Raw genomic sequence first — 21,933 nt, 5'->3', positions numbered from 1 at the left:
GCCGCCTCAAAGGCGGGACCCCGGCAGCACCGACCGACTGCGAGATGGGGACCGATGGCATCGCGCTTCCCCTCTCGCGAGATCGGCTCCAGCCATTCGGAGGTCCGCTGGGTCCCGGTGTCGCGCAGCTTCCGCGGCCAAGCCCATATCAGGGCCATGCCTCCGGCCCGAGCAGGTATTGAAACCGATCTTCGGGCAGGTGACGCCCGGCCGCCCACCTGCAGCCTCTCGGCCCGACATCCACCGGCGCGCCGCCCGCTGCGCGACGGGCCGCAGCGCCACAGCCGCTTCCGGCCTATTCCGTTGAAAAACTCGGCTCGGCGATCGCATTTCTCCTCGCTCAGGATTTGCGGCGCCTGCGCCTATCCTTCCTCAACAGGCGACCGGTGGGATCGGAAGGAGCTTTGCGAGCTTCCGAAGGTTCTGGGCGGTGGCTGCGAGGTGGAATTCATCGCGTGCGCCGTTCGGTCCTCGTAATCGGAGACGGCTGAGGCCCAAGATGCGCTTCAGGTGCGCGAACAGCATCTCGACCTTCTTTCGCAGTTTGCAGGAGATCGCGTATTCGGGGGGGGGCTGGGCAATCGCACGCGCCCGATGCCGGGATGGTTCGAAGGTCGACCGGAGGACCTTGCGCGAGGGCTCCTTGGGACAGCAGCGGACTTTCAACTCGCAGGCATCGCAATCGGCCTTGCTGGCCCGGTAGCGGAGCATGCTGTCCTCATCGGGCTTCTTCTCACGAGGGGTGTGAAGGGCCGTCGGCTTTGCTTCAGCTCCTTGCCGCCCGGGCAGGTGTAGAGGCCGCTCTCCGCATCATAGGTGAAGTCGGCGCGCTCGAACGTTCCGTCCTTGCGCCCCGACTTGTCGAATACCGGGATATGTGGCGCGATCCCTCGCTGCCGGTCCAGCCAGTCCAGCATGACGCCGGTGCCGTATGCCGTGTCGGCGATCAGCCGCTCCGGTACGATGCCAAAGGTATCCTCCCCCGGTTGATCATGGTCTGAACCGATCCAACCTCGGCTTGGCGGATCGCCCGGGTGGCCTCCACGTCGAGGATCACGCCGTTGTCGGTGTCGATCAGGTAGTTGGTGGAATAGGCAAAATAGGCCGGCCCTCCACGGGCCCCGGTCCATTGTGAGGCTGGATCGGAATGCGAGGTGAACTTCGGCTCGACCGGGCTTGCTGCGCCGAAGGCAGCATCGTCGAGCGTTTCTAGGTACTCCCTGACAGCCCGTGGCGCGTCTTCAGGATCGATCCTGTCGGGATGCCAGTCCGATTTCGGCGTCGAGTTCTGCCGGTTCGCGTCAGCCTGGATGACGCTGGCATCCGCAGCAAGGCGTTGGCCACTGGCCAAGCCTTCCGCGATGCATCGCGCCACAACTGTCTCGAACAGGTGCCGCGGCAAGTCACTGTCGCGGAAACGGCCGTGACGGTTCTTGGAGAAGGTCGAATGATCCGGTACCGGGACGGTCAGATCCAGGCGGCAGAACCAGCGGTAGGCGAGGTTGAGATGCACCTCTTCGCAGAGGCGGCGTTCGGACCGGAGGCCGTCCGGCATGGGCCTCGGACCAATGGCGGCACCATGCTGAACTGTAACCGACCAGGAGCATGCGGATCATCAGTTCCGGATCAACCGACGGCCGCCCCGTGGAGCTGTAGAACGGGGCCAGGTGCTGGCGGATGCCAGTCAGATCGACGAACCGATCCACAGATCGGAGCAGATGGTCTGGCGGCACATGCGCTTCGATCGAGAACTCGTAGAACAGAGCGCCTTGCGCTTCCTGCCGGGACCCCATCATCGCCGCTCACCTCTGACGGTTACAGCGATATTGAATCAACGGTCAGACCTTCGGACAAGTCGCGTTTTTCAACGGAATACGGGAGAAGCGGTCCCCTCCGCGACGCGGAACCGGCCCGGACCTGCGAAGCCCCCCGACAAAACCGGAAGGACCCGCGCGACCGCTCCGGAGCATATGCGCGATCAGGCCGGATCGGGCCCGGAAAGCCGGAGAGGCGGGGACACCCGGTTCGGGCACCCCGCGGCGTCCCGGCCTGCCGCGCATGCCGAAACGGGACAAGAACTGCTGAAAAATTGCCCAAAAGCGACAGCATTTGTCGCAAATGGCATTCTTCTGTTGGCAGAACGCCGATTTTCCCATAAACCCGGAAGTCGTTGCGATACTTGATTTACAGAAGAATGCCGGCCCTTCCGGGATCGGCCTTGCCTGCCGGTGGCGGTTCGTCGCCGTGCGGCGCACTCTGCGGCCGGTCCGGCCCCCATCGCACGCATACACCCGCCCTGCCCGACCGCTCGGGCGCGGCGGCCATAGATTATTTTCACTTTCCAAGACGGAGCACCCGATGACACGAGTAACCGCCTTCGGCGCCATCCTCGCCGCCCTTGCCGTTCCCGCCATGGCCGAGGCCGACTGCGGCGAGGTCTCGATCGCAGAGATGAACTGGTCCTCGTCCGCCGTCGTGACCAATGTCGAGAAATTCCTGATGGAACAGGGCTATGGATGCAGCGTGACGGTGGTCCCGTCGGACACCGTGCCCGCGGTGACCTCGATCGCCGAGAATGGCGAACCGGACACGATTTCCGAACTGTGGCTGAACTCGGCCGGCGAGGCCTATACCAAGCTCGAGGCCCAGGGCAAGGTTGAGCGTCTGGGCAAGGCCCTGAACCCCGGCGGCGTCGAGGGCTGGTGGATCCCGGACTACCTGGCCGAGGAACATCCCGAGCTGAAGACCATCGAGGGCGTGCTGGCGCATCCCGAATGGGTCGGCGGCACCTTCAACAACTGCCCCGACGGCTGGGGCTGCCGCATCGTGAACGACAACCTGATCCCGGCGCTCGACCTGGAAGGCCACGGCTTCAAGATCTTCAACCACGGCTCGGGCGAGACGCTGGCGACCTCGATGGCCTCGGCCTACGAGAAGAAGGAACCCTGGTTCGGCTATTACTGGGCGCCGACCGCCGTTCTGGGCAAGTACAACATGGTGAAGGTCGACCTCGGCGGCATCGACGAGGCCGCGCATGAGGCGAACCAGAACCCGAACAACCCCGATCCCAAGGTCTCGGACTTCCCGGCCGCGCCGGTGCTGACCGCCGTCACCGCCGATTTCGCCGATCGCGAACCCGAGATCGCCGAGATGCTGAGCAAGGTCAGCTTCGATGTCGACGACATGAGCGCCGTCATCGCCTGGATGGACGAGAACAACGCCTCGGCCGAGGAAGGGGCGGTGCATTACCTGACCGAGCATCCCGATGCCTGGTCGACCTGGATCAACGACGCCGCGCGCGAGAAGCTGTCGGCGCTGCTGAACCGCTGACCCCGACAGGCAACCTTTCGGACGGGCCTGTCCCTAGCGGGCCCGTCCTGCCGTTTCGCGACGGGCCGCGCCCCGGTCCGGCCAAGGAGACCTCACCATATGGCAAGCTACGATTTCATCTTTGACGGGCTCGGCCTGCGCGACTGGTGCGACGGCGGCGCATCCTCGGCGCCGATGTCGATGGCAGACCTGCTGGGCAAGGCCCGCGGATCGGCCGAGCCAGCCGCCTCGATCTGGGACCTGCCCTTCCCCTCGATGGACGCCCTCAACCACGCCTGTCCGGCCTTTCCGCAGGCCCGCGAGCTGACCAAGGGGCTCGAGACCGGGTTCCTGTCGATCAAGGACGGGCTCAGCGTCGTGCTCGACCCGCTGACCCAGCCGCTGAGCTGGGCGCTCGAAGGCGCGCTGTGGCTGTTCCAGACCTCGCCCTGGTGGATCATGATCCCGCTGATCCTCTTGGTCGTGCGCCTGGTCGCGCGGTCCTGGGGGCTGGTGGCCTTCGTGGGCGCCTGCATCGGCTTCCTGGCCTTCATCAACCATTACGACTACGCGATGCAGACGCTGGCGATCATCTTCGTCTGTGCCTTCATCTGCGTGCTGGTGGGGGTGCCCATCGGCATCGCCATGTCCCGAAGCGACACGTTCCAGCGGATCGCCATCCCGATCCTCGACATGCTGCAGACGCTGCCGCCCTTCGTCTACCTGATCCCGCTGATCTTCCTGTTCTCGGTGACCGAGCCCAAGCTTTACGGCATCGCGGTGATCGTCTACGCCATCGTGCCCGTGGTCCGGCTGACCAATCTGGGCATCCGGCTCGTCGACAAGGAGGTGATCGAGGCCGCCGATGCCTTCGGCATGACCAAACGCCAGAAGCTCTGGGGGGTACAGATCCCGCTGGCGCTGCCCAACATCATGGCCGGCGTCAACCAGACCATCATGATGAGCCTGGCCATGGTCGTGATCGCCTCGATGGTCTCGGCACCGGGTCTGGGCGTGCTGGTGCTGCGCGGCATCCGCAACCTCGAACTGGGCGTGGGTCTCGTCTCGGGGCTCGGGATCGTGCTGCTCGCGGTGATGCTCGACCGCGTCACCAAGGCCGCGCTTGCCCGCGTCAACGCGGCACAGAAACAATGAGGGCCGTTCAATGAGTGACGATGTCAAGATTGCGATCCGCCGTCTCTACAAGATCTTCGGCGCCGACCCGCAATCGGTTCTGCCGATGGCACGGTCCGGGATGGACAAGGCCGAGTTGCTGGAGACCCATCACCATGTGCTGGGCCTGAGGGACATCAATGTCGACATGCGGGCCGGCGAGGTGACGGTGATCATGGGGCTGTCGGGCTCGGGCAAATCGACCCTGATCCGCCACCTGAACCGTCTGATCGAGCCCACGGCGGGCGAGGTCATCGTCGATGGCGAGGACGTGCTGGCCTATGACGAGGCCAGCCTGCGCGAGCTGCGCCGCGTGCGGATGTCGATGGTGTTCCAGAAATTCGCTCTGCTGCCGCACCATACCGTGCTGGAAAACGCGGGCACGCCGCTCGAGGTCCGGGGCCAGCCCCGCTCGGCCTGGGAGGGCGAGGCGCGGCAATGGCTGAACCGGGTCGGGCTCGAGGGTCAGGACAACCAGTACCCGCACCAGCTGTCGGGCGGCATGCAGCAGCGGGTGGGCATCGCCCGCGCGCTGACCTCGAATGCCGATATCATGCTGATGGACGAGGCCTTCTCGGCGCTCGATCCGCTGATCCGGACCGACATGCAGGACCTGTTGCTGGAGCTGCAGGCCGAGCTGCACAAGACCGTGGTCTTCATCACCCACGATCTCGACGAGGCGCTGAAGCTGGCCGATCATCTGGTGATCCTGAAGGATGGCGAGATCGTGCAGCAGGGCGAGCCGCAAGAGATCCTGATGCATCCGAACGACCCCTACATCATCGACTTCATCTCCGACATCAACCGCGCCCGGGTGCTGCGGGTGCGCTCGGTGATGCAGCGCAGCGAGGCGCCGCAATCGGGGCCCGTGGGCGAGGTCGATGCCGATGACAATCTGGAATCGGTGATCGCGCTGTCGGGCGGCGACACGTCGCTGTCCTACCGCGTGATGCGCGGCGGGAAGCAGGTGGGCATCCTGTCGGTCAAGGATCTGGTCCGGGCGCTGGTCCCGACCGAGGCCTCCGATGCGGGCGTCCGCGCCCGCGCCGGCTGAGCCGCGCCTTCTCCCCGGGCGCGCGCGCCCGGGGTCGAACCCAGATCAGACCGCGCCGAGGAAGGCCGCCAGCGCCTCGACATCGCTTTCGTCGAGATCCAGCCGCCTGAGCAGCGGCGAGGCCGTCGCGGCCCCGGTCTCGACCGCGTCCGGATCGGCGGGCAGCCGCGCCGAGCGGCCGCCGCCAATGGCGTAAAGCCGGATCAGCCCGGGCAGATGCGGGAACAGCCCGTTATGCATGTAGGGCGCGGTGTCCGAGACATGGCGCAGGCTCGGGGTCCGGAACCGGCCCGCATCCCCGGGCAGCCCGGTGACGGCGTAGCGGCCCAGATCCTCGAACCGGCGGCCGAGATAGGACAGCCCCAGATCGTGGAATTGCCCGTCGCTCAGCAGCGGCCCGAAATGGCAATTGGCACAGCGCGCCCGGGTGCGGAACAGATGCAGCCCCCGCAGCTCGAGATCGCTGAGCGCGCGGCGGTCGCCCGACAGGAAGCGGTCGAGCCGGGTCGGCCGGTCGAGATATTTCTGGAACTCGGCCAGCGCCGCCACGATCCGCTCCAGCGTCACCTCCTGCGACCCGAAGGCGGCGCGGAACATCGGGGCGTACTCGGCCCGGCCCGCCAGCCGCGGCGCGATGGCGCCGAGATCGGCATTGGCCATCTCGAGCGGATTGCCCAGCGGGCCCAGTGCCTGCGCCTCGAGGGTTTCGGCGCGGCCGTCCCAGAACAGCGGCAGCCCCGCGCCCGCCACATGCAGCGCGGGCGCGTTGCGCGGCCCCTCCTGCCGGTCATGGCCCTTCGAACGCGGCAGCCCGTCGCCCCAGCCGAGGCGAGGGTTATGGCAGCTTTCGCAGGCGATCTGACCCGAGGCCGACAGTGCCGGATCGACGAACAGCGCCTGGCCCAGCGCCCGCCGCGCCGCGGCCGGGCTGCCCGGCAGGGGCCGGGACGGCAGGGCCCGCGGGGCAAGCTCGACATAGTCGACGCCCGGGTCGATCTCGGGCAGTGGCCAGGTCTCGGGCGGGCCGGCATAGGCGGCGCGCAGATCCTCGGGCCCGAGCCGCAGCGGCGCCGTCATGACCGCCAGCGCCAGCCCCGTCGCCGCGAGGCAAAGCCCCAGCCGCAGCGCCCTACCAGCTATAGGTCGTGCCGACATAGAAGCTCCTCCCGGCCATCCAGGGGTTCTTGTCGGTGGCGCGCCGGTTGCCGATATCGTCGAAGAGGTTCGCCACCTTGATGTTGAGATCGAGATCGCCCGAGCTCAGCCGCGCCATCCGGACCCGCGCGGTGAGGAAGGTCGAGACGGCGGCGTCGAATTCATAATCCTCGTATATGTCATGCGAATGCGAGCCGTATTCGGGGTTCTCATAGGTACCGTCCTTGTCGGTATCGAGCGCGGCGGTATAGCCGAACGCCACATCCGCCCCGATCCCCAGCGCATAGCGTCCGTTCTTCCAGCTTGAATTCAGCTCGACCGTGGTCCGGATCGGAATGTCGAGATTGCCGGTCACCGCGCCGAATTCGGCACCGGTATAGGACTTGCCTTTATACCAGATGAAATCGTCGACCTCGCCGAGATCGCCGAAATAGGTGTTGTTCGAGCTCTCGCGCCGGGCCCAGACCCCCGAGGCATAGAAGGACAGCCCGTCAAGCGCGCCCCGCGGCGTCTTCCAGTCGCGCTGAAATTCCAGCGAGACCGACTGATATTCATTGGTGCCGTCATTGGTCAGGCTGTTCTTGAATTTCGTGCTGTCCGAGGACCGGGCAAACTGGTCCTTGCCCTGTCGGTCGATCAGCTTCAGCCGCCAGGCACCGCCGGTCCAGGCATCGCGGTAAAAGAAGCTCAGCGAGGCCTCGTCGACATAGGGCGTCTTCAGCCCGCTCTGGTTGTAGGAATAGCTGCCGTAAGCCCTCCTGAACTCCCAGTCGCCGACCTCGCCCGTGGTGTCGTCATGGTCGCGCCGATAGCGCACGCCCCGGGGCAGCGCGTCATGGATGGCATAGGCCATGTAATCGTCGCTGTAATAGCGGTTCGCGCCCAGCACGACCGAGAAATCGGACGACGGCTGCCAGCCAAGCGACAGCCGCGGCGCCAGAACGGCATTTTCCAGCACGTCGTCATAGCTGAAACGGGCCCCGGCACGCAGGTCGAAATCGCCAAAGCGCTGATCGAGTTCGAAGAAGGCCTCGGCGACATTCGCGTCGACCTCGATGTCATAGGGATTCTGGGTATGGAGATTCTTCAGATACTGGTCCGGCAGACAGGCCGGGTCGCCTGCGGGGCAGATGTAGTCGGGGCCGCCGAGGTTCATAACCGACCCGGTATAAGACACGAATCCATCGCCGCTCCGATCCGCCTCGATGCGTTCGACATGGGCGCCAAGCTTGAAGCTGCCGCGCCAGACATCGCCGGTGACAAGCATGCCCAGACGGTTGCGCAGATCCGAGTAATAGCGGCTGCCATAGCCGCCCTTTCTGCAGCCATAGGGATCCTCGGGCGATCGCGCCGCTTTCGGGGTGTCGCACCAGTCGTCGAAGGCATCGGTTACGAAGGATTTTCCTCTCTTTTCACTGAAATAGGACCCGTACCAGCTGTAGAACTCGTTCTGCTCGGTGACGTTGCTGGCCTCGTTATCCTGATGCAGCGCGGTCAGCTTCAGCGTTACGTTCGACAGTGCCGCGGGGCCCAGATCGAAGGCGCCCAGATGACGGGTATAGGCCAGGTCGGTCGACAGGCTGCGGGTCTTGACGTCGATATGCAGATCGTCGGAATAGGGCGAATCCCAGTCCTGGTTGTAATCGGTCAGGTAGCCGTTCAGCTCGATCCGGTCGCCATTGTCGAAGTCATGCGCAAGGCCGAGGCGCCAGAAATCGCTGCGGCTGTCATTATCGGCCCGCCCCGACAGGTATTGCGGGTGCTTGTCCTTGGTGGTCTGGGCATCGCGGCGGCCGAAGCCGAAGATCAGCGCGGTATTCTCGCCAAGCGGCTGGTTCAGAATCAGCGAGATCTCGCGTTTGGTGAAATCGGGTTTGGCGGTTCCGTTCGGATTGCCGCCGCTGTCGGTACCCAGATGATAACGGACCAGATCGTCGCTCTGGAACCGGAAGCTCAGCTTGCCCGAGGCGCGGCGGGTCGAGGCTTCGGCCAGCTTGTAATCGACGACGCCGCCCTGAAAGCCGCCATATTCGGCCGAAACGTTCGAATCGTAGACCTCGACGCTTTCGACCATCGCGGAGGGCACGAACTGGGTCTGCGAATGCAGCCCGTAGAAGGCATACATATTTGGCGCGGAATCCTCTCGGCTCAGTTCGGTCGAGCTGTAAGGGCTTTCGTTGCCGGTGACCGAATTGATGCCGATGCCGTTCAGCATGATATTGTTCTCGGTCACGCGCCCGCCCGAGATCGAGAACTCCAGCGGCTTGAGATCGAGGATGTCGTCGCCGTTCTCGCCCGCATCGGTATCGGCATCGTTGCGGTACTGCACGTTGGGCAGGCTGGTCAGCGCGGTATTGGCATCGCCCGATCCGTCGCCGCGAACCTCGACCGAGCCCTTGCCCAGCGCGGTGCGGCCGCTGTCATTCGGGTCGCCGGTGGCGATCTCGGTGCCGGTCTCTTCGGTTTCGGCCAGCGTGACCGGATCGAGGGTGAAGGCCTCCTGGGCCGAAGCCACCGCCGGCAGCGCGGCCAGCGAGAGCAGTGCGGCACCGGCCCGCAGCGCGGGCCGGTTGGTCTTTGCAGTCATCCGTTTCTTTCCCCAAACGGGCCCGCTCCGGGCGGTCCCTCCTTCTGGTCTTCAGGCTGGCGAAACGCTGGCTGCCGCGATGCCCCGCGCCACTGCGCGGGCGACTCGCGCCCTCCGCTTACATTTCCTTATTAAAAGTATCAACTAAACGTGCGGCCCCTCGGAAAGGGACCGCACGTAAATTTTCGTCTGCGCGATGGAAGGCGGGCTGTCAGTGCAGCGGGCGCCGCGACCGGCCGACCCACTGATAGACCGCGTCGCTCATCCCCGCGAGCGGCGCGCAGCTGTTGGTACAGCCGCAGCAGCCCTTGCCGCATCCGCCTTCGGGGGTCTCGGTCAGGCAGCGCAGCATGCCCTTCTGCACCAGCACGTCGACCATGCCCCGGATCGCCTCCGGATCGGTATCGAAACGGTTCGCCAGTTCCTGCAGCGAGACCTGTCCGGTCTCGGCGCAGTAGCTGCGGATATCGGAAAGTACCATTTTCAGCCTCCTCAGGCGGTCCGTGCCGCGGCATCGTCCGGCCCGCGGGGGGTCGAGGCGATCCGCATCCCCACCAGCACCGCCACGAAGATCGCGAGGATGCCGATGATCCAGGCCGAGGCCTCGGCCGGATGGCTGGCCAGACGGCTCGACTGGTAGGTGACGACGCCGGTGCCATAGGCAAGACCCGTGGTCCAGGACAGCGCGAACAGCGTCCATTTGGTGCCGGTCTCGCGCCAGATCGCGCTCGTCGCCGCGACGCAGGGCGCATAGAGCAGGATCACCAGCAGATAGGCCATCGCCCCGGCGGTGCCGTCGAAGCGCGCCGCCATTTCGCCGAAGATGCCCGTCGACACGCCCTGTTCCTCGGCCACCAGCGACTGATCCTCGACATCGCCGATATTCAGCCCGAGCGGGTCGGCGAGGCTTCCGGCGGCATCGGCGATATTGGCGGGAACCGAGGCCAGCGCCTCGCCGATCCCGGCCATCACGCTGAAGGGCTCGTCCGCCTCGCCCTCATCGGCCATCTGGCCGTAAAGCGCGTTCAGCGTCCCGACGACGGCCTCCTTGGCGAAGATCCCGGTGAAGAGCCCCACCGTGGCGGGCCAGTTTTCCTCACGCAGGCCCATGGGCTCGACCACGGGGGTGATGCCCTTGCCGATCGAGGACAGGACCGAGGCATCGGTATCCTCGTTGCCGAAGCTGCCATCGGTGCCCAGCGAATTGAGGAAGCCCAGCACCACGACCACCGCGACGATCATCTTGCCGGCCTTGAACAGGAATGCCTTGAGCCGGTCCCAGCTGGTGCGCAGCACCGATTTCAGGGTCGGGATGTGATAGGGCGGCAGCTCCATGATCAGCGGCGAGGTGGTGCCGCGCAGCAGGGTGTTCTTCAGCACCAGCCCGGTCAGGATCGCGGCGAGGATGCCGATCACGTAAAGCAGGAAGACGATGTTCTGCCCGCCCATGGGGAAGAAGGCCGCAGCGAAGAGCGCATAGACCGGAAGCCGTGCGCCGCAGGACATGAAGGGGGACATCATCACCGTCATGATCCGGTCGCGCCGGTTGTCGAGCGTGCGGGTCGCCATCACCGCCGGAACGGTGCAGCCGAAGCCCAGGATCATCGGGATGAAGGACTTGCCCGGAAGGCCGATGGCGCGCATCGAGCGGTCCATCACGAAGGCCGCCCGCGCCATGTAGCCCGAATCCTCGAGGAAGGTCAGGAACAGGAACAAAAAGCCGATCACCGGGATGAAGGTCGCCACGGTCTGGATACCGGCGCCGACCCCGCCCGGCAGCACCGCGATGGCCCAGGCCGGCGCGCCGATATCCGCCATCACCTCGGACGGCCAGTCGACCAGCAGCGTGCCCGCCAGAATGTCGAAGAAGTCGATGAACGCGCTCGCGAAATTGATCGCGAAGAGGAACATCACATACATGATCAAGAGGAAGATCGGGATGCCCAGCACCCGGTTCAGCACCACCGTGTCGATCCGGTCCGAGAGGCTGCGCGAGATCCGGCCGGTGCGGCGCACCGCGCTGCGTGCCAGCCCGTTGGCGAAGCCGTAGCGGGAATCGGCCAGCAGGATGTCGATATCCTCGTCGAGCAGGTCCTCGACCTTCAGCCGCGCCGCCTCGGCCTCGGCCGCCAGCGCGGGCGGCACCATGGCCTGCGCCGCCGCATCGCCGTCAAGCAGCTTGACCGCCAGCCAGCGCGGATCGACGCCCTTGTCGGCCGCGACCGGCGCAGTCGCGGGGGCAAGCCCGGTCAGCGCCTCCTCGACCGCAGAGGGATGGGTGACGGTGGCCGTGGGCGGCTTTGGCGCGGCGGCGGCCGCGACGATGGCGTCCTTCAGCGCCTCGACGCCCTTCTTGCGGGAGGCGACCAGCGGCACCACCGGACAGCCCAGCCGCTTGGCCAGCGCCGCCGGATCGATCCTCAGGCCGTTCTCCTCGGCCATGTCCATCATGTTCAGCGCGAGGATCGTCGGCACCCGCATCTCGACCAGCTGCGCGGTCAGGTAGAGGTTGCGCTCGAGGTTCGAGGCATCGACGATATTGATCACCAGATCGGGCTCGCCCGACAGGATGTAGTCGCGGGCGATCGACTCATCGAGCCCGGTTTCCGAGATGCTGCCCAGCGAATAGGTCCCGGGCAGGTCGACCACGGCGACCTCGGCGCCCTTGTGGGTGAAGACGCCCTCCTTGCGGTCGACGGTGACGCCAGCCCAGTTCCCGACCCGCTGCCGCGAGCCGGTCAGGGCATTGAAAAGGGTGGTCTTGCCGCAGTTCGGGTTGCCTGCGGTGGCAATTGTGAACGAGCTCATTGGTCGGCAGCCTCCAGCGTGAGCAGCGCGAATTCGTCCTTGCGCAGCGACAGCGCAAAGCCGCGGACGTGGATCTCGATCGGGTCGCCCATCGGGGCAACCCTGGTCACGGTGAGTTCGGTGCCCGGGGTCAGCCCCATGGTCAGAAGGCGTTCGCGCCCGGCCCGATCGCCGCGCGCATATCCCTTGACCCGGGCCGTCGTCCCGGTCGTCGGCAGAATGCTGTCCATCTCAAAAGTCTCTTTCGTCTTGCGGATCTTCATTGGCTGGCGTGACCATGATCTTGCCCGCCAGCCCCTGTCCCAGTGCCAGCCTCGCATCGCCCAGCCCGATCAGCATCGGGCAACCGCCGCCCCGCTGCAGGATGCGCACCCGGGCCCCCACGGTCAGGCCAAGATCGATCAGCCGGTGATGCACGCCCCGTCCGGGACGCAGCGCCACCACCCGCAGCCAGACCCCCTCGTCGGCCAGCGCCAGCGGACAGGCATCGGGCCCGGCCACGCAATCGTCCGGACGACCATTGGGATTGCTGCAGGGCTGACCGGCGGCATGACGGCATTCGCCATGCGGATGGTCATGCCCCCGGGTCTGGCCATGTCGGTGCCGTCCCCCATGGCCGTGGCCGTGATCGTGCATCTGCTCGGCCCCGTCGCCGGAACAGGTTCCGAAGCGGGGCGCGTCCGGGGATTGCAGACCATCCGATTGCAGGTCGTCATGGGCTTCCCGGTCGTATCTGGCTGGCTTCATGTCTTGCGACCTTTCTGAGGCGGGCGGCATAGCCGAGTGTTATCGTCGGGAATTCCGCGCTTCCAGTTTCGTTTCGTTGATCTGCATCAAGACAACCGCGTTCTTGATGGAATTTCTCAAGAAAACAGGCCAAATCGGCGAAACACCGTGGCGGAATGCCGCAAAAACCGGCAGTCGAAAAGCCTGAAAAGGCAGCATCCGGACATAGCCGCTCTGCAGCTGCCGAAGGGTCAAATCCGCGCCCGCGCCGCTTTCACGACAGCTTCATCGGGGGGAATCGCCCCGCGTGCCCAACCCTATGCCGCCCGCCGGACAGCGTCGCCTTGCCGAATCCGGTCCGACCCCAGATTGCGCTTGGTGATATTTGTCAACTCCAGATAGAATGTCGATGCCGTCGTCGAGAAAGACGCCCGCTGGAGGGGGCCAGCTTGCGGATTTACCTGATCGCGCCCGCGCCGGACGACAAGACGGACACCGCCGCCGAAACCAGCATGGCCGGTGTCAAAACCCCCTTCACGTTATCCGCCGCTGCCGGGATCGTCTCGGTCGCGGCCTGGCTGCCGCGGGGAACCGATATCCGGATCTGCGACGAGGTGGGGCAGCAGGTCGATCTCGGGGCCGAGGTCGACCCGGTCGGGCTGTCGATCAACGTCTCGCAGCTGACGCGCGGGCTGGACCTGACCCGCGCCTTCCGCCGCCGGGGCGTGCCGGTGGTGCTGGGCGGCGCCCATGTCTCGCTTGCCCCCGAGATCTTTCGCGGCCAGGCCGATTGTCTGGTGATCGGCGAGGGCGAGACCGCCGCGCCGGACGTCGCCGCCGACCTGCTGGCGGGCGCGCTGAAACCCGAATACCGCTGCGGCAAGGCGGATATGGCCGCCATGCCGCTGCCCCGCCGGGATCTTTACCCCAATGACCGGACGATTGCGGGCGTGGTCCAGACCAGCCGCGGCTGCCCGTTCGACGACACCTTCTGCGACGTGATCCAGTATGTCGGCCGCAAGCAGCGCCACAGGCCGCCCGAGAAGGTGCCGGCCGAGCCTGGTCAGCTTTACCGGCTGGGCGATCGCGAGGTTTCGCTCAGCGATGACAATTTCACCGTCTCCCGCAAGCGAACCCGCGCCTTGCTGGAGGCCTTGACCGGCTGGAACGGCAGCGCGGGCCGCGACCCGGTGCAGTTCTCGACCCGGATCTCGATCGATGCCGACCTGCTGGCGCGGTGCAACCGGGCCGGGCTGCGGCAGGTCTTCGTCGGGCTCGAAACCTCCGACCCCGCAACACTGGCCGAGGCAAACAAGCGCCAGAACCTGCCTGTCGGCCTGATCGGGGAATGCCGCAAGCTGGTGGCGGCGGGGCTGACCATCCGGGGCGGGCCGATCGCAGGCTTCGACCATGACGATCTGGGCTGTTTCAAGCGCCAATTCGCCTTCGCCCAGGCGCTGCCGGTGGTCGGCTTCAATGTCAGCGCCCCGGTCGCGCCCTATGCCACGCCGCTTTGTGCCGAGATGAAGCGCGCCGGGCGGAGCGTCGACGCCGATACCCACCGGGGCAGCGCCGCAGGCGCCCGGATGACCAACATGCTGCCCGTGCAGATCACCCGCGAAGAGCTGGCCGAGGGCCGCGCCCGGCTGAAGGCTGCACTCCTTGCCCCCGATGCCGCGCTGGTCCGATTCGAAGCCTATGCAAGGACATCGGGCCCCCCAAGCCAGGACATGGGCCGCACCGCCTGGGTCAAGTCCGGCGCGCGCCGCCATCCCCTGCACGAGCTGCTGCCGCTGATGATGAAGGAGAAGGGCACGCGCCGGGTCATCCTCGCGGTCCGCGAGATGATCGCCGAGCGGCCCGAGATCGGCTATGACCTGACCTCGACCCTGACGCTTGACCTGTCGGACTGCGCCCGGGCGGCAAACCGGGCCGAGGCACCGCTGGAGGCGGCCCAGTGATCCCGCCCCCGCCAAACCCGCTGGCCGCGGCCCTCCTTCGCGCCTTCGAGGCGCGCGCCTCTGCCGAACAGATCGCGATCCGGACCCGCCATGGCGGCCGCGAGGTCTTCACCGGCACCCGGCTCGGAACCGAGGCGGGCGCGCTGGCCGAGACCTTCCGGGGCTGGCTCGGCCCCCCGCCGCGCACTCTCGTGCTGGCCCTGCCCACCGGGACCGATTTCATCCTTGCGCTGCTGGGCGGAATGCTGGCCGGGCTGACGCTGGTGCCGGTGCCGCTGCCGCGCCCGGGCAGCCATTCCGACCGCTTCCGCCATATCGCCGCCGATAGCGGGGCGGCCGGCCTGCTGTGCCTGCCCGCCCATGCGGATGCGGTGCGGGCCGCGCTTTGCCTCGACGGCCCGGCGCCCTGCCCGGTCGCGACCCTGCCGCTCGACCCGGCCAGGCTACCCGCCCCGGCCCCGGGCCGCGCGCCCGAGGGCGCCGCGCCCGCCGTGGTGCAATACACCTCGGGCTCGACCCGGCTGCCGAAGGGCGTGCGGGTGATGCCCGAGAACATCCTCGCCAACGCGGCGCTGGTGGCGCGCGCCTGGGGCATGGACGAGACCGCGCGCTTCGTGAACTGGCTGCCGCATTACCATGACATGGGGCTGATGGGCGGCATCCTCTACCCGCTTCTCTGCGGCGGGGTCTCGGCGCAGATGAGCCCGCTCGACTTCATCCGCAACCCCGCGACCTGGATCGCGGCGATCGCGGCCGAACGTGCGGGCTTCAGCGGTGGCCCGGCCTTCGCATTTTCCGACTGCCTCTCCCGTATCGGCCCCGAGCAGGCGGCGGCCTACGATCTGTCCTGCTGGCGCCGCGCCTTCATCGGTGCGGAACCCGTGCCCGCCGGGCTGCCCGCCGCCTTCCGGGCCCGTTTCGCCCCGGCCGGGCTCCGCCGCGAGGCGGTCTTTGCCTGCTATGGGATGGCCGAGATGACGCTTTTCGCCGCCGGGCTGCCGGGGACCGGGGACGGTTCCGGCGGGGTCGCGCCCTGCGGATTGACCCCCGACCTTGTCGCGGGCCTTGCCATCGTCGACCCCGAGACCGGCGCGCGCCGTCCCGACGGCGCCGAAGGCGAGATCTGGCTATGCGGCGCCTCGGTCGGGGCGGGCTATATCGGGCCGCCCCAACACAGCGCCGGGAGTTTCGGTGCCCGGCTGGACGGCCACCCGGGCTGGCTTCGCAGCGGCGATCTGGGGCGGATCGAGGGCGGGGCGCTTTATGTCACCGGCCGGATCAAGGATGTGGTCTTCTGCAACGGCCGGACCCTGTCCGCGCCCGAGATCGAATGGCTGGCCTGCGGCCTCTCGCCCGCGCTGAACCCGATGGCGGCCGCCCTTTTCATGCCCGACCCCGAGGCAAGCGACCGCGCGGTCCTGATCGCCGAGACCCGAACCGCCCGGCTCCCGCCCGACGCCGAGGCACTGGCCCGTGCCATCCGCCAAGCGGTCGCGGGCGAATGGGGGCTCACGCTTGACCGGATCCTGTTCCTGCCGCGCGGCCGCCTGCCCCGCACCAGCAGCGGCAAGATCCGCCGCCGCGCCGCGGCCGAGCTGTGGCGCGCGGGCAAATGGCAGGCCGGGGAGATGGCGTCATGCCTGCCGTGAACAGCTCTGCCTGGACCGATCCGGACCGGTTCCTGACCGATCCCGACGATGTCGCCGCCGTGCTCCGCGACCCGCATTTCACCGTCAGCCAGCTGACCGCGCATCTCGACGAGATCGTGGCGCGGGGCGGCCCGCGCTTTCCGCATCTGGAGGCGATGGCGCGCCATGCCTTCGCCTTCCAGAGCGGCGAGCCCCATCTGGCCGCGCGCCGCGCCACCGCGCCCTTCTTCGCCGCGCCCGCCCTCGCCGCCTGGACGCCGGTCGCCGAACGCGCCATCGCCGCCGCACTGGCGAGCCTTGAAACCAGCCGCTCCCCCGACCTCATGCGCGACTATTGCGAGGCCGCCTTTCTAGATTTCATCCGCGCCTTTTGCGGTTGCCCGGGCGGCGCCGATGACCGGGTGCTGGACCTGATCCGGCTGGCCAACGAGACGACCCGGCCGATGCTGTCGCTGAAGGCGCTGGGCCGGATCGACTCCGCGCTGGGCGAGCTTCTGGACCATCTCTCGACCGCGCCGGTCCCGGGGCTCGAGCCCGGGCTGGTCTCCTTCCCTGCCTTTCTAGGGCACCGTGCAGACCGGCTGGCAGATCCGGAGGCCGCCCCCTATGTCGCGCTCTCGGCGCTGGTCGGCAGCCATACCGTGGCCCAGTCTCTGGCACTGGCGCTTCACGGCATGCTGCTGGGCGATCTCGGGGCGTGGCAGGCCGCGGCCCGGCCCGGCTGGACCGATGCCGGGCTCGACCGGGCGATATCGCTTTATCCCTCGACGCTCACCCTGGTCAGGATCGCCGGGGACGGGGCCCGGATCGGCGGCTGTCCGTGTCACAAGGGCGAGACGGCGGTGATGGATGTGGTCGGCGCCAATGCCGCGCTGCGCCGCCGGGGGCCTGACGGGTCTGCGCATCTGTCCTTCGGCGCGGGTCCGCATAAATGCCCCGGGGCGCCACTGTCGCGGATGTTTCTCGCCCGGGCGATCCCGGCGCTGGCGCGGCGCTTTCCGCGGCTGGCGCTGCATCGCGACGGCGTGCGGTTCCACGTCACGCCGCTGGTGCAATATCCCGTGGCGCTGCCGGTCACCCGCGACGCGCGCTCGCGCCGATTGACCGGGCGGATGGTCGAGATCCGCGACCTGGACGAGGCCCGTGCCATCGTCAATGACGACGACACCTGGTCGCCGCCCCGGATGGAGCCCTATCTGGACGCGCTGGCCGAACGCAGCGGCCGCGATCTGGGGCTGGCCCGGCTGGTGGCGCGCAACGCGATGTTCTTCATGTCGGGGCCGCGCCATGCCGCGATCCGCCGGGCGGTGGCCGACAGCCTGGGCGGCAACCGGCTGGCCTGCTGGCAGCCGCTGATCGAGGCCGAGACCCGGGCCGCGCTGACCCGGCTGGCCAGTGCGCCCGCCCCAGACCTGATCGCCGATTATGCCGAGCCGTTGTTTCGCGGCATCGCCGGGCCGGTGCTGGGTCTTGCCCCGGCCGATCCCGAGCGGTTCGACGCACTCGCCCCGATCCTGCAGGACGTGCTGGAACCCTGGCTGCCGATCCGAGAACTCGACCGCCTGCAGGAGGTGATCGGCGAGATCCTCGCAGGCCTCGGCCCACCCGCGACCGAAGGACTGCCCGGCACGCCGCTCCTGACCCGGCTGATGGAGGAGGACCTGCCCGAAACCGACCCCGAGGATCTCAAGGCACTGGTGCTGGTCATGTATGGCGCAAGCTTCAACATGGCGCATACGCTGGGCAACATCCTGCACCACCTGCTGAGCCTGCCGCCCGAGGACCGAAGGGACGCCGCCGATCCGGCCTGGATCGATGCTGAGCTGGAAGGTCTGATCTCGCTATGCGCCTCGCCGAAATACATCTATCGCATGGCGCGCGGCCCGGCCCGGATCGGCGAGATCGAGATCAGGCCTGACGAGACGCTGCGACTGCAACTGCTGTCCATCGACCGCGGCGTCGGCACCGGCAACCTGGCCTTCGGCCACGGGCTGCACCGCTGCGTCGGCGCGGCCCTGTCCAAACGGATGCTGCGGACCGCCCTGCCCGCGCTGTTCGCGCGCTTTCCGGGGCTGGCGCTCCGGCCCCAGCGCCATCGCTATTTCGACATGACCCAGACCGTCGCACTGGCGACGCTGCCCTGCCGGCTGGGCCCTTCAGGAAAGGACCGACCGTGACCACGACCCTGACCTCCCCCGCCCCCGAAGTCGTCGACTTCCTGACCGCCGGCATCGCCCGCTTCACCAGGCAGGACCCGGCCGCGATCCGCCCCGACTCGGCGCTGGTCGATCTGGGGCTGCAATCCATCGACGCGGTGCTTCTGTCGGGCGAGGTCGAGGACCATTTCGGGATCGAGCTCGACCCGGCCACGATCTTCGAACATGACACGCTGGCCAGCTTTGCCTCGGACATCACCGCCCGCCTCAAGGCACGATGAGCAGCTGGTATCTGGGCCTCTCGACCTCGGGCCATGACCCGGCGCTGGCGCTGGTCGACGCGGCAGGTCGCGTGGTCTTCGCCGAAGCGACCGAGCGCTTCCTGCAGGACAAGCGCGCCTGGGGCGTGGTGCCCGACCATGTGCCGCATCTCGCCTCGGCGCTGGCGGCGGTGGGAGCCCGGCCCGGCGACCGGATCGTTCCCGCCACCAGCTGGGCCTCGGTCAAGGCTGATCTGGGGCTGAAGGTGCATGACGCGCTGTTGCCCGCGACCGACACGCTCTGGATGCAGGGCCTGCAGGCGCGCATGCAGCACAGCGCGGGCGCCGCGCTGTTGCGGCTGGGATATGCCCGCGAGAGCCCCGAGCCTATGCGCTTCGATCATCACCTCTGTCACGCCGTCGCCGCCTGCCATTTCACGCCGCTGGAGGAGGCCGCCTGTCTGGTGATCGACGGCGAGGGCGATGTCGGCGCGGTCTCGCATTTCCGGCTGGCCGGGCGGCGGCTGGCGCGCGGCTGGCGGTCCTGGGGGCCGGGCAGCCTTGGCACCTTCTATGGCTGGCTCACCGGGCTTTGCGGCTTCGACTGGCGCGAGGGCGAGGAATGGAAGGTGATGGGGCTTGCGGCCTGCGGCCGGGCCGATCCGGCGCTGGTCGAGACCCTGACCGGGCTGCTGGCGGTCGATCACGGGCGGCTGCGCTTTGCCGATGAGGCCGCCATCGCTGCGATCCGCGCCGCGGTCGCGCCGCTGGCCCGCACCCCCGGGGCGCCGGTGACCGACGCCGCCGATCTGGCCGCGGCCGGGCAGGCCGCCTATGCGTTTTGGGCCGATCAGGTGCTGGCGGCCATCGCAGAGGACGGCCCGGCTTTGATCCTGTCGGGCGGCTGCGCGCTGAATTCGTCCTATAACGGCACCATCGCGGGCCGCACGGGGTTCGAAAGCGTCTTCGTGCCGCCCTGCCCGGCCGATGACGGCAATGCCATCGGCGCCGCCCTTCTGGCCTGGATGACCGATACCGGGGCCACGCGCATTCCTTTCGGCGGCGGCTCGGCCTTCCTCGGATCGGCGCCGCGCGCAAAGACCCTGGAAACCGCCCGCCATACCGCCGCAGCGGGCCATGCGGTGACCGATCTCGCCGGGCGCTCGGCCGAGGCGGCGGCCGGGCTGCTGGCACGGGGCCGCATCCTCGGCGTGATGCGCGGCCGGGCCGAATTCGGGCCGCGTGCGCTTGGCAACCGCTCGATCCTGGCCGATCCGAGGCCCGGGGACATGAAGGACGCGATCAATGCCCGGGTGAAGGGGCGCGAGCCCTACCGACCCTTCGCCCCGGTTCTGGCCGAGGCCGATCTGGCCGAGTGGTTCGAGCGGCCGCAGCCCTCGCCCTACATGTCGATGACGCTGCCCTGGCGGCACGGCGTCCGCGACCGGGTGCCCGCCGTCGTGCATGACGACGGCACCGGGCGGGTGCAGACGGTGGGCCCCGACAGCGCGCCCTGGATGGCCGATCTGGTCGCGGCCTTCGGGCACAAGACCGGCGTGCCGGTGGTTCTGAACACCAGCTTCAACATCATGGGCAAGCCGATCCTGCATTCGGTCGAGGACGCGCTGGGGATGCTGGCGACCACCGGGCTCGACGCGGTCCTGATCGAGGACATCCTGATCGAGAAGCCCGTGCCCTCCTGAGCCTTGGCCCCAGGCTCAGTCCCGCACCGCCACGATCAGCCCGTCGGGCTGATGCGCGGGGGCCGGGTCGCTATGGACCACGCGCCAGTGCCGGTCCAGAAGCGCGCGGCACTCGGCGAAGAGATCGTCGCCATGGGTGCCGACGATCCAGCGCCGCACCCGCTCGGCCAGCCCGGCCTCGACGATCCGCCGCAAGAGTGCCAGTTCGGCCCCCTGCACGTCGAGCTTGGCCAGATCGACCGGCCGGGCCTCGGCCGCAAGCATTGCCGCGATGTCATGGGCCGCGACCCGCAGGGCCCCCTCCGCCGCGACATGGGACGAGAAATCGGCCGCCTCGAAGCAGACCTCGCCCTCGTCGACATGGGCGGCGGCCTCGATCAGCCGCAGCCGGTCGGGTGCGATCCCGTTCAGTGCCAGGTTCTCGCGGATCGCGGCGGCATGTTCGGGCAGCGGCTCGAAGACCACGGCCTCGGCCCCGGGCCGGTCGCGCAAGAGCAGAAGCGTGTAATAGCCGATGCCGCCGCCGATATCGTAGACCAGCGGGTCGGGGGCCGCGATCCCGCCCAAGAGCGTCCGGAACCAGTGTTCCTCGACCGGCTCGTGCAGATTGCCCGCCTGCGCCTTCACATAGCGGTTGACCTGATGGTCGAGCACATGGCGCCGGAAGACCCGGACGCCGTTGCCGAAACGGTAGATGTCGTCCTGCATGCGGGTCTTCCTTGCGGTTCGGGTCCGGTCCGGGGTCAGAGCGGCGGCAGGGAAAATGTCACGATCTCGGAATGCGGCCAGTGAAAGCCATTGTAGATCGTGATGTTCTCTGCCCCCACCGCGTCGAGGAAGGTCTCGTCGAAGCTGTGCAGATGCGCCGGGATCCGGGTCTCGGGATTCTCCCGGAACGGGGTCGAGATCACCACATGCTCGCGCGCCAGACGGCGCAGCTGCGTCAGGAAGGGTTCGGGTTCGGGCACATGTTCGATGCAATGCGAACAGATGACGATGTCCCATTGCCGGTCGTCGATCTCGAAGATGTCGGCGACGAGGTATTCCATCTCGGGGCGCAGGGCATGCGAGATCCTGGCCATCCTCGCGTCGATATCCAGCGCGGTCACCGTACATTTCAGCCGCGCATAGCTCGCGGGGTCCAGCATCGTCGCCAGCAAGGCGCTGCCCGACCCGGTCCGCGCGCCGACATCGAGCACCGTCTTTCTGTGGTAGCGGGCGGGGTAAAGCCGTTCCAGAAGCGGCAGCAGCTCGGCCATGAAGGCGATGCTCTGCGGGTTCTGCTTATTTCTGTAGAAGTCGTAATCGATGCCGGCTTCGGCGAACAGGCGCTCGAGCTCGGTTCTTTCGAGGGTCTCTTCCATGTCGGTCATTTCCTTTCCAATGTCGGCC

At 67.7% G+C, this 21,933-nt stretch carries 16 protein-coding genes and 1 pseudogene; 8 read left to right on the top strand and 9 right to left on the bottom strand.

The genetic code is table 11. The annotated features are described in order from the left end of the window. Positions 1-372 precede the first annotated feature (372 nt). A pseudogene (locus tag A6W98_RS05355) lies at positions 373-1,796 on the bottom strand (IS1182 family transposase). A gap of 562 nt (positions 1,797-2,358) precedes the next feature. Here A6W98_RS05355 and A6W98_RS05350 point away from each other — a divergent pair. From A6W98_RS05350 to A6W98_RS05340, 3 genes are all read left to right on the top strand, one after another. Next, positions 2,359-3,330: an ABC transporter substrate-binding protein gene (locus tag A6W98_RS05350; protein ID WP_042458798.1), complete on the top strand. Its 972-nt coding sequence runs from the start codon at positions 2,359-2,361 to the stop codon at positions 3,328-3,330. Between the two features lie 99 nt (positions 3,331-3,429). Beyond that, positions 3,430-4,464: an ABC transporter permease gene (locus A6W98_RS05345; RefSeq protein WP_042458795.1), complete on the top strand. Its 1,035-nt coding sequence runs from the start codon at positions 3,430-3,432 to the stop codon at positions 4,462-4,464. Between the two features lie 10 nt (positions 4,465-4,474). After that, the gene (locus tag A6W98_RS05340) at positions 4,475-5,536 is read left to right on the top strand and encodes a quaternary amine ABC transporter ATP-binding protein (RefSeq protein ID WP_042458792.1); all 1,062 of its coding nucleotides are present in this window, start codon (positions 4,475-4,477) and stop codon (positions 5,534-5,536) included. 45 nt (positions 5,537-5,581) lie between these two features. On the opposite strand, the gene A6W98_RS05335 is transcribed toward A6W98_RS05340, so the two are convergent. From A6W98_RS05335 to A6W98_RS05310, 6 genes are all read right to left on the bottom strand, one after another. Continuing rightward, the gene (locus tag A6W98_RS05335) at positions 5,582-6,691 is read right to left on the bottom strand and encodes a cytochrome-c peroxidase (RefSeq protein ID WP_052677935.1); all 1,110 of its coding nucleotides are present in this window, start codon (positions 6,689-6,691) and stop codon (positions 5,582-5,584) included. Continuing rightward, the gene (locus A6W98_RS05330) at positions 6,666-9,278 is read right to left on the bottom strand and encodes a TonB-dependent receptor (protein WP_042458789.1); all 2,613 of its coding nucleotides are present in this window, start codon (positions 9,276-9,278) and stop codon (positions 6,666-6,668) included. Before A6W98_RS05330 ends, A6W98_RS05335 begins: the two co-directional genes overlap by 26 nt. Before the next feature lie 211 nt (positions 9,279-9,489). Next, the gene (locus tag A6W98_RS05325; protein WP_042458786.1) at positions 9,490-9,759 is read right to left on the bottom strand and encodes a FeoC-like transcriptional regulator; all 270 of its coding nucleotides are present in this window, start codon (positions 9,757-9,759) and stop codon (positions 9,490-9,492) included. 11 nt (positions 9,760-9,770) lie between these two features. Beyond that, positions 9,771-12,086 carry a Fe(2+) transporter permease subunit FeoB gene (feoB, locus tag A6W98_RS05320; RefSeq protein WP_042458783.1) on the bottom strand — a complete coding sequence of 772 codons (2,316 nt, stop codon included), beginning with the start codon at positions 12,084-12,086 and terminating at the stop codon, positions 9,771-9,773. Then, positions 12,083-12,316 (bottom strand): FeoA family protein, encoded by a 234-nt coding sequence (locus tag A6W98_RS05315; RefSeq protein WP_042458780.1) that lies wholly within the window; start codon positions 12,314-12,316, stop codon positions 12,083-12,085. The genes feoB and A6W98_RS05315 overlap by 4 nt, the downstream gene beginning before the upstream one ends. A gap of 1 nt (position 12,317) precedes the next feature. After that, positions 12,318-12,833, bottom strand: coding sequence for a FeoA family protein (locus A6W98_RS05310; RefSeq protein ID WP_196760247.1), 516 nt, complete (start codon positions 12,831-12,833; stop codon positions 12,318-12,320). Positions 12,834-13,261: 428 nt separating this feature from the next. Between A6W98_RS05310 and A6W98_RS05300 the strand changes: the two genes are divergently transcribed. From A6W98_RS05300 to A6W98_RS05280, 5 genes are read left to right on the top strand one after another with little or no spacing between them, the layout of a single operon-like run. Continuing rightward, the gene (locus A6W98_RS05300; protein ID WP_052677934.1) at positions 13,262-14,773 is read left to right on the top strand and encodes a B12-binding domain-containing radical SAM protein; all 1,512 of its coding nucleotides are present in this window, start codon (positions 13,262-13,264) and stop codon (positions 14,771-14,773) included. Continuing rightward, the gene (locus A6W98_RS05295) at positions 14,770-16,422 is read left to right on the top strand and encodes an AMP-binding protein (RefSeq protein WP_052677933.1); all 1,653 of its coding nucleotides are present in this window, start codon (positions 14,770-14,772) and stop codon (positions 16,420-16,422) included. The genes A6W98_RS05300 and A6W98_RS05295 overlap by 4 nt, the downstream gene beginning before the upstream one ends. Further along, positions 16,410-18,599, top strand: coding sequence for a cytochrome P450 family protein (locus A6W98_RS21450; RefSeq protein WP_042458772.1), 2,190 nt, complete (start codon positions 16,410-16,412; stop codon positions 18,597-18,599). The genes A6W98_RS05295 and A6W98_RS21450 overlap by 13 nt, the downstream gene beginning before the upstream one ends. After that, complete coding sequence (locus A6W98_RS21445; RefSeq protein WP_042458769.1) at positions 18,596-18,859, top strand: acyl carrier protein; 264 nt, start codon at positions 18,596-18,598, stop codon at positions 18,857-18,859. The genes A6W98_RS21450 and A6W98_RS21445 overlap by 4 nt, the downstream gene beginning before the upstream one ends. Then, positions 18,856-20,541: a carbamoyltransferase family protein gene (locus A6W98_RS05280; RefSeq protein ID WP_042458766.1), complete on the top strand. Its 1,686-nt coding sequence runs from the start codon at positions 18,856-18,858 to the stop codon at positions 20,539-20,541. The genes A6W98_RS21445 and A6W98_RS05280 overlap by 4 nt, the downstream gene beginning before the upstream one ends. Before the next feature lie 15 nt (positions 20,542-20,556). Here A6W98_RS05280 and A6W98_RS05275 read toward each other — a convergent pair whose 3' ends face one another. Both A6W98_RS05275 and A6W98_RS05270 read right to left on the bottom strand, forming a co-directional pair. Then, positions 20,557-21,249, bottom strand: coding sequence for an FkbM family methyltransferase (locus A6W98_RS05275; protein WP_042458763.1), 693 nt, complete (start codon positions 21,247-21,249; stop codon positions 20,557-20,559). 35 nt (positions 21,250-21,284) lie between these two features. Next, positions 21,285-21,914 carry a class I SAM-dependent methyltransferase gene (locus tag A6W98_RS05270; RefSeq protein WP_042458759.1) on the bottom strand — a complete coding sequence of 210 codons (630 nt, stop codon included), beginning with the start codon at positions 21,912-21,914 and terminating at the stop codon, positions 21,285-21,287. Between the last annotated feature and the right edge of the window lie 19 nt (positions 21,915-21,933).

This window comes from Rhodovulum sulfidophilum DSM 1374 (genome assembly GCF_001633165.1).
GTDB lineage: Bacteria > Pseudomonadota > Alphaproteobacteria > Rhodobacterales > Rhodobacteraceae > Rhodovulum > Rhodovulum sulfidophilum.
This window is presented reverse-complemented; position numbering and strand designations above follow the sequence as displayed.

Bases quoted from the DNA above. Each gene is read 5' to 3' on its own strand.
- A6W98_RS05350 (WP_042458798.1), top strand. From the start codon at position 2,359: ATGACACGAGTAACCGCCTTCGGCGCCATCCTCGCCGCCCTTGCCGTT.
- A6W98_RS05345 (WP_042458795.1), top strand. From the start codon at position 3,430: ATGGCAAGCTACGATTTCATCTTTGACGGGCTCGGCCTGCGCGACTGG.
- A6W98_RS05340 (WP_042458792.1), top strand. From the start codon at position 4,475: ATGAGTGACGATGTCAAGATTGCGATCCGCCGTCTCTACAAGATCTTC.
- A6W98_RS05335 (WP_052677935.1), bottom strand. From the start codon at position 6,691: ATGTCGGCACGACCTATAGCTGGTAGGGCGCTGCGGCTGGGGCTTTGC.
- A6W98_RS05330 (WP_042458789.1), bottom strand. From the start codon at position 9,278: ATGACTGCAAAGACCAACCGGCCCGCGCTGCGGGCCGGTGCCGCACTG.
- A6W98_RS05325 (WP_042458786.1), bottom strand. From the start codon at position 9,759: ATGGTACTTTCCGATATCCGCAGCTACTGCGCCGAGACCGGACAGGTC.
- feoB (WP_042458783.1), bottom strand. From the start codon at position 12,086: ATGAGCTCGTTCACAATTGCCACCGCAGGCAACCCGAACTGCGGCAAG.
- A6W98_RS05315 (WP_042458780.1), bottom strand. From the start codon at position 12,316: ATGGACAGCATTCTGCCGACGACCGGGACGACGGCCCGGGTCAAGGGA.
- A6W98_RS05310 (WP_196760247.1), bottom strand. From the start codon at position 12,833: ATGAAGCCAGCCAGATACGACCGGGAAGCCCATGACGACCTGCAATCG.
- A6W98_RS21450 (WP_042458772.1), top strand. From the start codon at position 16,410: ATGCCTGCCGTGAACAGCTCTGCCTGGACCGATCCGGACCGGTTCCTG.
- A6W98_RS05280 (WP_042458766.1), top strand. From the start codon at position 18,856: ATGAGCAGCTGGTATCTGGGCCTCTCGACCTCGGGCCATGACCCGGCG.
- A6W98_RS05275 (WP_042458763.1), bottom strand. From the start codon at position 21,249: ATGCAGGACGACATCTACCGTTTCGGCAACGGCGTCCGGGTCTTCCGG.
- A6W98_RS05270 (WP_042458759.1), bottom strand. From the start codon at position 21,914: ATGACCGACATGGAAGAGACCCTCGAAAGAACCGAGCTCGAGCGCCTG.